This window comes from Sulfurimonas sp. (genome assembly GCF_026988655.1).
Taxonomy (GTDB): Bacteria; Campylobacterota; Campylobacteria; order Campylobacterales; family Sulfurimonadaceae; genus Sulfurimonas.
On record NZ_JALSKT010000068.1, the window covers coordinates 1 to 9,627 of the forward strand.

Annotated in this window: 13 protein-coding genes; 5 read left to right on the forward strand and 8 right to left on the reverse strand. The window is 36.7% G+C overall.

All coding sequences use genetic code 11. The annotated features are described in order from the left end of the window. Both MV052_RS07310 and MV052_RS07315 read right to left on the reverse strand, forming a co-directional pair. Positions 1-182 (reverse strand): heme-binding domain-containing protein (locus tag MV052_RS07310; RefSeq protein WP_297442502.1); only part of this gene is annotated, 182 nt, incomplete at its 3' end. After that, positions 179-562, reverse strand: coding sequence for a cytochrome c (locus tag MV052_RS07315; protein ID WP_297442505.1), 384 nt, complete (start codon positions 560-562; stop codon positions 179-181). The genes MV052_RS07315 and MV052_RS07310, both read right to left, overlap by 4 nt. A gap of 203 nt (positions 563-765) precedes the next feature. Here MV052_RS07315 and MV052_RS07320 point away from each other — a divergent pair, with 203 nt between their 5' ends. Then, positions 766-1,578: a TIGR00282 family metallophosphoesterase gene (locus MV052_RS07320; protein ID WP_297442507.1), complete on the forward strand. Its 813-nt coding sequence runs from the start codon at positions 766-768 to the stop codon at positions 1,576-1,578. On the opposite strand, the gene MV052_RS07325 is transcribed toward MV052_RS07320, so the two are convergent. Beyond that, a complete protein-coding gene (locus tag MV052_RS07325) occupies positions 1,575-1,997 on the reverse strand; it encodes a hypothetical protein (RefSeq protein ID WP_297442510.1) in 423 nt (140 codons plus the stop codon). The genes MV052_RS07320 and MV052_RS07325 overlap by 4 nt on opposite strands. 92 nt (positions 1,998-2,089) lie before the next feature. Here MV052_RS07325 and MV052_RS07330 point away from each other — a divergent pair, with 92 nt between their 5' ends. The 3 genes from MV052_RS07330 to MV052_RS07340 all read left to right on the forward strand — a co-directional run bounded on the left by MV052_RS07330 (position 2,090) and on the right by MV052_RS07340 (position 3,453). Continuing rightward, on the forward strand, positions 2,090-2,764 hold the full coding sequence (locus MV052_RS07330) for a response regulator transcription factor (RefSeq protein WP_297442513.1): 675 nt from the start codon (positions 2,090-2,092) through the stop codon (positions 2,762-2,764). Positions 2,765-2,844: 80 nt separating this feature from the next. Further along, on the forward strand, positions 2,845-3,159 hold the full coding sequence (locus tag MV052_RS07335; protein ID WP_297442516.1) for a hypothetical protein: 315 nt from the start codon (positions 2,845-2,847) through the stop codon (positions 3,157-3,159). A 75-nt stretch (positions 3,160-3,234) separates the two neighbouring features. Further along, positions 3,235-3,453 (forward strand): hypothetical protein, encoded by a 219-nt coding sequence (locus MV052_RS07340; RefSeq protein WP_297442519.1) that lies wholly within the window; start codon positions 3,235-3,237, stop codon positions 3,451-3,453. On the opposite strand, the gene MV052_RS07345 is transcribed toward MV052_RS07340, so the two are convergent. Next, positions 3,450-5,219 (reverse strand): DNA polymerase III subunit gamma/tau, encoded by a 1,770-nt coding sequence (locus MV052_RS07345; RefSeq protein ID WP_297442522.1) that lies wholly within the window; start codon positions 5,217-5,219, stop codon positions 3,450-3,452. The genes MV052_RS07340 and MV052_RS07345 overlap by 4 nt on opposite strands. 108 nt (positions 5,220-5,327) lie before the next feature. On the opposite strand from MV052_RS07345, the gene MV052_RS07350 reads away from it, so the two are divergent. Then, positions 5,328-5,999, forward strand: a complete 672-nt coding sequence (locus MV052_RS07350) for a helicase-related protein (protein ID WP_297442525.1) — start codon at positions 5,328-5,330, stop codon at positions 5,997-5,999. Here the strand turns inward: MV052_RS07350 and murD are convergent. The 4 genes from murD to MV052_RS07370 all read right to left on the reverse strand — a co-directional run. Further along, positions 5,996-7,204 carry a UDP-N-acetylmuramoyl-L-alanine--D-glutamate ligase gene (murD, locus tag MV052_RS07355; protein WP_297442528.1) on the reverse strand — a complete coding sequence of 403 codons (1,209 nt, stop codon included), beginning with the start codon at positions 7,202-7,204 and terminating at the stop codon, positions 5,996-5,998. The genes MV052_RS07350 and murD overlap by 4 nt on opposite strands. Continuing rightward, positions 7,197-7,940: a glutamate racemase gene (gene murI / locus MV052_RS07360; RefSeq protein WP_297442531.1), complete on the reverse strand. Its 744-nt coding sequence runs from the start codon at positions 7,938-7,940 to the stop codon at positions 7,197-7,199. The genes murD and murI overlap by 8 nt, the downstream gene beginning before the upstream one ends. Continuing rightward, on the reverse strand, positions 7,940-9,292 hold the full coding sequence (gene rho / locus MV052_RS07365; protein WP_297442534.1) for a transcription termination factor Rho: 1,353 nt from the start codon (positions 9,290-9,292) through the stop codon (positions 7,940-7,942). Before rho ends, murI begins: the two co-directional genes overlap by 1 nt. A gap of 110 nt (positions 9,293-9,402) precedes the next feature. Then, a partial coding sequence (locus MV052_RS07370) for a methyl-accepting chemotaxis protein (protein WP_297442536.1) occupies positions 9,403-9,627 on the reverse strand: 225 nt, incomplete at its 5' end.

A 9,627-nucleotide genomic window follows, 5' to 3' on the forward strand; every position in this document is an offset into this window, starting at 1 on the left:
GGCCATTTTGTTTCATTGGAGTGACAATCAGCGCATGCATTGGTAAATATCGTCTTTGTTTGCACAGAATCCCATTGTGGTTCGTTCATAACTTTTGGATTTGTATGGTCTCTTCCATAAGGAACAAATTGTATCAGTACAAATAACCCGATGAGAAATAAAATTATTTTCTTCAAACTCATCGCATCATCCCTTGCCCCATGCCTCTACCTTGTCCTTTACCACTTCTTCCTTTAGCTTTAGAAGATTGAGCTAAAATGTAATTTGCTAATATATTAAGTTCACCAAGGGAGAGGTTGTTAAAAGGTGGCATAGCAGAGTCGCTAAAGCGTGGATATTTCCCTTTTGAGCCATTTTGTATGCTATTGATTATGACAGATTTTGCTTCATCTGCATAAAAACGCTTGTTTCGTCTTCCTATGCCTGCAAAAGCAGGTGCATTTTTCATACTTGCAATGGCATGACAAGACAAGCAACCATTTTCTTGCATAATTTCTTGAGCACTTTGTGCAAAAAGAGAGACACTTGTTACTAAACTGATGAGTAGTATTTGAATTTTCATTGTAATATCCTTATGAAAGTTGTAATCTTCAAGAAGTATATCACTTTAGTGTTACAGCAATGTTAAAAGAAGGAATGAGATTTAGCTATAATTACGTCGTTAGATTCCTTTGGATTAACCAGTTAGTCCTGCAGAAATCTGCCTAGCACTAGAGCTATTTGCTCTTTGCTGAAGTTGGGGTTATTTATGGAGAGGTACTTATTATGAGAATTGCATTTGTGGGTGACATTGTTGGTCAACCTGGACGGGTGATGTTACGGGATTATCTGTCAAAATTAAAAGAGAAAGAAAATATTGATTTTGTAATTGTGAATTATGAAAATGCTTCTCATGGTTTTGGTTTGACACTAAAAAACTGTAATGAACTTTTTTCTTATGGTATTGATGTCATGAGTGGGGGCAATCACACTTGGGATAAAAAAGACATACTCCCTTTACTTGATTCTCATGAAATTTTGCGTCCTCACAACTACCCAGAAGAAGTTCCCGGAACGGGCTGTAAGGTTTATGAAGTTGCAGGAGAAAAACTTGCAGTACTTAACCTAATGGGACACTACGCTATGCCTTACACTGACAACGCTTTTCGTTGCGCACAAAAAACAGTTGCCGAGCTAAACGCAGTAGGGGTGAAAAATATATTTATAGATTTTCATGCAGAAGCGACAAGTGAAAAACGTGGGATGATGATGCTTTTAGAAGGAAAAGTAAGCGGGATTATAGGAACACATACGCATGTTGGCACGGATGACTTTCAAGTGGCACAAGGCACTGCATATCTAAGTGATATGGGGCTTACTGGTTGTCGTGACAATGTCATAGGGATGGATGCAAAAGTGCCACTGAAACAGTTTTTGACAGGAATGAGGGGACATTTTGACATTCCTAAAAAATGTAAAAAGATTTTGCAAATTGCCATAATGGACATTTGTGAGGGTAAATGTACGAATGCTTTTAAAATCAAACAATTTGATAATGGAAAAATAATCCGCACAGAGGCTTGGATAGAAGAAGATTAGGCAGTTATTTTGTAGTAGTTGTCATTTTCGATGTAGGTGTTTACCATTTTCATTTTTATATTACTTGCATCAGGAAGTTTGGTGTCTGACTTGATAAATACTGCTTTAGGCTTTTGTATGAAAGAGTAAAGTGAGGAGTTGTCTTTGTAGGCAACCTGTGCACTTTGCAAGGTGTTGATTTTGACAAATTTATTTTGTGTAAATTGCTGCGTTTGTTCTTGAAGTTTTTGTTGATTTTTTAAGACTTTGTAGTCTGAGATGAAATTAATCGGCAGTTTAGTAGATGTTGCTTGATTTGGTGTTTGTTCTTTTGCTGTGAGTGCAGCCTTTGTGCTAAACGCAGTAGCACTCTCTTTTGTCGACTTTTTAGTCTCTGATGGAGTTGGTAATATGTAAGTATTGTAGGATGAAACAAACATAAACCTCTCCTTCTTAATTTTTCTACCAATATTCTAACATTATTTTCATAAAAAGTATAATATAATTAGAAAAATTATTTGAGGCTAAAAATATGAGTGCAACAATCGTAATTGTAGATGATGAAGAGGATTTACTCGAACTTTTAGAGTACAATTTACAAAAAGAGGGTTTTGAGACTATCGGGTTTTTAAACACAAAAACAGTTGCACAAATTCTTAGCGAAGAAGAGATAGATTTACTCATTATGGATAGAAATCTTCCTGGAGTTGAAGGAAGTGAATTTATAGCAAAACTTCGGGATGAGGGGATAGATGTCCCCGTTATCTTTTTAAGTGCTAAAGATAAAGATGAAGATATAGAAGAGGGTTTTGTGCGCGGTGGTGATGACTATATGACTAAGCCTTTCAACATGAAAGAACTGCTTCTTCGCGTAAAGTCAATTTTGAAAAGGACTTCTCGAAAAGTTGAAGAGGGAAAATTAGCATATAAAGATTTGCTCTTAGATAAAAGTACAAGAACACTAAGTGTAGAGGGTCAAGATGTTGATGTTACAAAACTTGAGTTTGATTTACTTTGTGAATTTATTATAAATAAACATAATGTACTTGATCGAGATTATTTACTTGAACATGTCTGGGGAGATAGTGAAAATTACCAGTATAAAACTGTGAACGTAGCGATCAACAGACTAAAAGAGAAGATAGATCCACAAAAAAAGAAAGAGTACATTGAAACAGTAAGAGGGGTTGGTTACAAACTTTGTTAGATTTAAAAAAAGCGATTTATACAAGATTTTTCTCTATTATGATTACCTTATTTATTGTTTTGTTGGTGAGTGCATATATCTTGATAAAAAACCTGATCCTTGAAAACATTAACTATGAAACAAATGATGTTGTTATGCTTTTAGATACTTATAATAGCATTTGGGCTGGGATATTTGTCTTGTTTATAGTGGGGCTTGGTATTAGTTTTATATTTGTGAAAAAATTTGCAGATGAAGTGACAAGAGATATCAACAATTTTACAAAATATCTTGAAGAGATAAATAAGAAAAACTATGAAGCTCCCATACAGATTCAGCACTATTTAGAGTTTTTGAAAATGTCTTTAGTCTTTAAAAACCTAGTAAAAAGACTGAAGTCTAAAGATAAAAAATAGAAGTTTTATAACATATTGACATATTTTATGCTTCTTCTTTTTAACTAGGATATATTTTCACTTTTAGGAGTGAAAATGAGAGATTTTCGTAAAATTATAGAAGTGTTAAAAGCATCAATGTCGGAGTCAAACGCAGTAAAAAGACGGATATACGACAAAGATGTAGCAAAACTTTTAAACATCCCCCAGTCAAAGTTTGCAACGATAAAAAAAAGAAACTCCACACCCTATGTGGAGCTATTACACTATTGTAAACAAGAGGGTTTATGTTGTAGTGAGTTGTTTTTTGACTAAATTTTAGACTGAATAGTCACTTTTTTAGCTTCAAATATCTCGATGGCTTTTTGAACCATAGGCTCTTTTGTTATGTCGGTGCCATTGATTTCGTCTTGCTCAGATGGCTCTGCGCAGTTTGTCACACAAGATGCTCCTCCACCCATTTCAATATCTCCTATCGTCGAGCCACTTTGTTGTTCCTGAGTGTAGTCGTTTTGAGGAATGTCGTTTTGAGAAATGTCAATATGTGGTTCTTCTGCCTCTATGGGTTTTGAGCAAGCTACACCTTTAATCTTTGTCTCAAAAGAGAAGACTTCTCTTACGAGTTGTTTGATGACACTATAACCATGTTTAAGAACTTTTTTGCAAGCTTCATCTGCGCAACTCTCCCAAGTTAAAGTATTTTCAGAAAAAGAAATATAGGTGATATTGTTTGTAAAACACTCTCCGAGTTCATAGTTTCTGTCTTTGATTTTGCGAAGAAGCTCTTCATATAAGAGTGCCCCTTTATCCTCTTTAGGCGCTACTTCTTCCTCTGCTTTGGCAACTACAGGTTCTGGCTGCGTTTGAACAAGCGTTTCTTCTTTTTGTACTTGGGCAACTTTACCATTCATCTCTGGTGTCGTTGTTTGTACTTTTACCTTTGGCGCTGGAGGTGTTACTTCTTGAACGACATCTACGGGTGTTTGTGCAGGTACAACAATCTCAGGTCGTTGAACATCTTTTTGAAATGACTCTATCATCTGGTCAATTTCTCGAATACGCAGCGCTTCTATCATTTTAAAAAATATCATGGAAAGGACAAAAGAACCATCTGCATTGATGCTAAAGAGGTATTTTGACTCGCTGAGTATTCTAAAAAATCTATCTAGAACTAGTGTTGAGAAAAGGGCATCTTGATTGTACATTTTATCTTTTAGATAGGCTATGAGCTCATCAACAACCATCTCACTCTCATAATCTTCAAGAACTTTTGTGTACTCAACTAAGGCAGCATAGTCTTTAGCAAAGACAGCATTAAAAAGCTCTGCAATAAATTTTGGATCAACAAGTCCAAGCATATCTGTAACTGTTTGAACATCGACATAATTTTTGGAGTAGATGATGGCTTGATCAAGAAGTGTGAGTGTGTCACGAAGACTACCACTGCCACTTCTAGCCAATATCTCCAAGGCATCAGTTTCATACTCGATACCCTCAAGTTTTAAAATATGTGCCAAGTGGTCAATGACTTTGTTTGTCGCAATACTTTTAAACCTAAAGTGCTGTGTTCGACTTAAAATTGTAGCAGGAAGTTTGAGGGGATCTGTCGTCGCAAGAATAAATTTCACATACTCAGGCGGTTCTTCAAGCGTTTTTAAAAGGGCATTAAAAGCCTCTTTTGTGAGCATATGGACTTCATCAATGATGAAAATTTTATAACGTGCTACGGTTGGTTTGTATTTAGTTTGCTCTACCAAATCACGAATATCATCTATCTTACGAGAAGATGCCCCATCCATTTCGATGATGTCCATGTGACGGTTCTCTTTTGCCATGATACAGTTGGAACATTTATCACAAGGTTGATGGCTCATGCCTTCTTCACAAATGAGTGCTTTAGCAAATATACGTGCAGTAGAGGTCTTTCCACTTCCTCTGAGTCCAGAAAAAAGGTAAGCGTGAGAGAGCCGGTTGGAATCAAGTGCAAGTGAAAGTGTTTGTGCGACCGTCTCTTGCCCTATAAGTTCGTCAAAGTTTGTGGGACGATATTTTCTAGCTAATACTTCAGATGCTTCTTTCAAAAATGACTCCATTGTGGAAAGGTACTTAATTAAAAAGATTTTAGCATTTAAAGAGTTAAAAGATTATTTAACTCTGCTATAATTCTCTCAAACTTTCAAGGAAAAATTATGAGTGAAGAGAATATCAAACCGGCTAAAAAATACTATGACAATATCAGTGTAGGACAACGTACAAAACAGGTAATTTACTTTGTTGAACAACATGATAAGCCAGTGCATTTTGACCTCTTTTGCCAAGAAACTCCAGCTCTTAAAACAGTTCTCCTTGTAAAAAGCAAAAAAACAGCAGATATGCTGAGTGGATTTTTAAAAGAGAAAAATCTAAACGCAGTAGTTGCACATGGAAACCATAGAGCCACGCAGATACAAGAGGCGTTGCAAGCTTTCAATGCAGATGAAGTCAATCTTTTAGTAACAACAAATGCAATCTTTGCAACACTTGAGTTACAAAATGTACAAAGAGTTGTCAATTATGATTTACCGCAAGAACCTGAGCAATATTTTAAATCACTGCGTTTGATTGATGAAGTGGGTGAGTCTATCTCTTTTGTAAGCAGTGCAGAAGAAAAAATGCTCGATACCTTAGAGTATATGATGCGTCATGATATACCAAGAAAAGAGATAGAGAGTTTTACGCATACACAAAAACCTGAGCAAAGTATGTTGCCAAAAGACAAAACAAAAAAACCACGCCATAAGAAAGTAGCCCTTAAAGCCAAAATAAAAGCACAGAAAAAAGCGAAATGGGGACCGAGTTTAGAAGAAAATAAAGACTCTTAAAGTTTAGAGACGGCTTCTTTAAACTCATCGCCCCTTTGAGCATAAGAGCGAAATTCATCTAGACTTGCAGCTGCTGGAGAGAGGAGTGCGACTTCATGAGTTTGTAAATCTGTATCTATATGGGCAATAGCATCCCCAAGGTTGAGACACTTCTTTGCTTGGATATTGTACTTGTTTGCGAGTTCTATAAGTTTGTCTTTATTTGAACCTATAGCGTAGATTTTGAGCTTTTTATCTGCTAAAAATTCAAAGAGTTCATTTAAGTCAACTCCTTTGTCATCACCACCTAAGATTAGTCGGATGAAAGAATTCTCATAGCGTTTTACTGCGGCAATTGTGGCATCAAGATTTGTTGCTTTTGTGTCGTTAACCCAAAGACGATTTTTACTATCTTTGCACTCTTCTTGCCTATGCGGGTCAAGCGTAAATGAATTTATTTTCTCATAGTCAATATCTTGAAAAAGTATCTTCTCAACTGCCATTGCCAAAAGGGCATCCATTAAAAAAGCACCTTTAAATTTTACTTTTTTTGTGTTGATAGCGAAAATTTTAGCTAAATCTTCTTCATCTTTATAGCTTATGACTTTTGCTTTTGTAGGCGTATTTTTATACGCTTGGGGGATGATAGCTGTGTCATTTTCTTGCATAAGAGAGAGTGGTTTTAATTTGTCGCTGATGTAGGCTTGCATATCTCCGTGCCAGCTCAAATGGTCAGGGCTTAGCGGTAGTAAAACGTAGATATTTGGGTACGCTGTATTTGTGTAGTGCATGGTAAATGAGCTTGTCTCAAGTATCCATATCGCTGCGTTTTGGTCAAGCTCTGCTAGAGCTGTACCGATGTTTCCACCTGCGAGTGCACCTTTGTCTTGCAAGAGATGATGCATCATTTGCGTGGTGGTTGTTTTCCCATTTGTTCCGCTTATCCAAATCTTAAAGGGTTTTGTTTTGGCGAAATAATCATATTCGCTTATAAGATTTTTTGCTTTTTGGATGAGAGGATTATGTGGTGCAATACCAGGAGAAGTAATCTCTAAGTCTGATAACTCTGCATCAAATTTACTAGCAGGGCGAACAAGTGAGCCATTGGCATCACGAAATGCTTTTGTGCATTTATCATCATAAAAGACTGCATTTGGCAGGTACTTGACAAGTGGTTTTGTTGTTATGCCATGTCCAAAAATTGAAATATTTTTATGCTTATTCATAGAGCCACTTTTGTGCAATTTTTCTGAGTGCTTCTGGGTTTTCAGAAGCGAAAAAACTCAGCTTACTCTCTTCGTATTTTTTATCTAAATGAAATTTTTCTTGGAGATGTTCAACGATGGCATCACCTGAGTGAATTAAGAGTGTTTTTTCTCCAAAATACTCTTGAAGTGCTTTGGAAATAAGCGGAAAGTGTGTACATCCAAGAATAAGAGCATCAGGTGCTTCAATATCGCAAAAGTAATGACTTAGCGCTGCGTTTAGAATTGCACCTTCGTAGAGTTCTTCTTCAACGAGAGGAACAAACAAAGGCGTTGCTTTGGTTTGTAGAGATTGGAAGCCTTCAGTGTTGAGACCAAGTTCATAGGCTTTTGAGTTAACCGTTGCTTTTGTACCGATAACTAAAATATGGGATGATTTTTCTTTTACTGCGTTTGAAGTGGCTAAAACACCAGCTTGAACAACTCCAATGATAGGACAAGTCGCAGCTTCTCGCATCTCATCAAGGGCATAAGCACTCACAGTATTGCAAGCAACTATGATAAGGTCAAGCTCAAAGTTTTTAAAAAACTCTACAGCTTCAATCCCATAACGAATGATAGTGTTTTTGTCTTTGGAACCATAAGGAACACGAGCAGTATCACCAAAATAGACAATCTCTTCAAAAAGTTTTTTATCTAGGAGTGATTTTACGACAGTTAAACCACCGATGCCACTATCAAAAACACCAACTTTCATTATTTGTCTGTATTCATACTTTCTAAGAACTCAGCATTTGTTGCTTTTTTACCCATTGTATTGTAGATAAATTTGAGTGCTTCAACTTCATTGTCTTGTTTGTGAAGCATTTGACGAAGGATAAATACTTTTTGTAAGACTTCAGGACCGATAAGAAGTTCATCTTTGCGTGTTCCAGATTTAAGAATGTCAATAGCAGGGTAGATACGTCTATCTGCGATTTTACGATCAAGAACAACTTCCATATTACCCGTACCTTTGAACTCTTCAAAGATGACTTCATCCATACGGCTTCCAGTATCAACAAGTGCCGTTGCGATGATAGTTAAACTTCCACCATGCTCAATGTTACGAGCAGCACCAAAGAAACGTTTAGGACGGTGAAGTGCATTTGCATCAACACCACCTGAGAGTACTTTACCGCTTGAAGGTGTTACTGTGTTATACGCACGTGCAAGACGAGTGATAGAGTCAAGCAAGATGACAACATCACGACCAAGTTCTACGCGTCTTTTTGCTTTTTCTATTACCATTTCAGCAACTTTTACATGGTTTTTTGCAGGCATATCAAAAGTAGAACTATACACTTCACCTTTGACACTTCTTTCCATGTCTGTTACCTCTTCAGGACGCTCATCAACAAGTAAAACCATCAAATCAACATCAGCATGATTTGTTGTTATCCCATGCGCTATCTCTTTTAAAAGCTCTGTTTTACCAGATCTTGGAGGTGCAACAATAAGACCACGTTGTCCTTTCCCAATAGGAGAGAACAAGTCCATCATACGACCGGTTAATCCTTTTTCACGGTACTCGAGTTTGAGTTGCTCTGTTGGATAGAGGGGTGTAAGGTTCTCAAAAAGTGGTCTTTTTTTACTCTCTTCAGGTGGAAGGGAGTTTACTGCTTCTATCTTGATAAGTGCATAATAGCGCTCTTGATCTTTTGGAGGGCGAACTTGACCAGTTACCACATCTCCATTTCTGAGTGCAAAGCGTTTTATTTGTGTGTTAGAAACATAAGCGTCATTGATAGACTCATTGAAACTTTGATCGATTGAACGGATGAAACCATAGCCATCTTGCATGATTTCTAAAATACCGCTAAAAAGGATAAATCCACCCTGTGCAGTTTGTGCCTTTAAAATCTCAAAGATAACATCTTGACGTTTAAGCTCATTAGGAGCTTCTACACCAAGTTCTGTTGCAAGATCAACAAGTTCTTGAATGCTTTTTGTACGAAGTTCTTCAACACTTGAACCTTTTACAGGAGTATGTGTTCTACTTTTTGAATTGTTGTTATTACGATTGTTTTGTTTTTTACGAGGTTGTGAAGGGGTTGTATTTTCACTCATATATATGACTGCCTTAACTTTTTGGGATTTTAATTGCGGGAAAGATTGAGAAGATATCTTGCATATCTATCTTTTGTTGATGAAATTTTACAATAACTAAAGTATGATTGTCAAGTTTTTAGTTGAAGCTGTGCTTGATCAAGTGTTATTTGCGTACTCTGTGCGAGTTTTCTCACTTCGTCTGCGACAACAGCAAACCCACGTCCATGCTCACCAGCACGTGCTGCTTCTATGGCTGCATTGAGGGCAAGAAGATTGGTTTGTTTTGCAATTTGGGAGATATCTTCAAAAATTGTAAATATTTCTTGCTGCGTTTGCTTAGTCTTTTCTTCACT

What these genes read in the sequence shown, in the direction of transcription:
- MV052_RS07320 (WP_297442507.1), top strand. Translation starts at nt 766, where the DNA reads ATGAGAATTGCATTTGTGGGTGACATTGTTGGTCAACCTGGACGGGTG.
- MV052_RS07350 (WP_297442525.1), top strand. Translation starts at nt 5,328, where the DNA reads ATGAGTGAAGAGAATATCAAACCGGCTAAAAAATACTATGACAATATC.
- rho (WP_297442534.1), bottom strand. Translation starts at nt 9,292, where the DNA reads ATGAGTGAAAATACAACCCCTTCACAACCTCGTAAAAAACAAAACAAT.
- MV052_RS07325 (WP_297442510.1), bottom strand. Translation starts at nt 1,997, where the DNA reads ATGTTTGTTTCATCCTACAATACTTACATATTACCAACTCCATCAGAG.
- MV052_RS07315 (WP_297442505.1), bottom strand. Translation starts at nt 562, where the DNA reads ATGAAAATTCAAATACTACTCATCAGTTTAGTAACAAGTGTCTCTCTT.
- MV052_RS07330 (WP_297442513.1), top strand. Translation starts at nt 2,090, where the DNA reads ATGAGTGCAACAATCGTAATTGTAGATGATGAAGAGGATTTACTCGAA.
- MV052_RS07340 (WP_297442519.1), top strand. Translation starts at nt 3,235, where the DNA reads ATGAGAGATTTTCGTAAAATTATAGAAGTGTTAAAAGCATCAATGTCG.
- murI (WP_297442531.1), bottom strand. Translation starts at nt 7,940, where the DNA reads ATGAAAGTTGGTGTTTTTGATAGTGGCATCGGTGGTTTAACTGTCGTA.
- murD (WP_297442528.1), bottom strand. Translation starts at nt 7,204, where the DNA reads ATGAATAAGCATAAAAATATTTCAATTTTTGGACATGGCATAACAACA.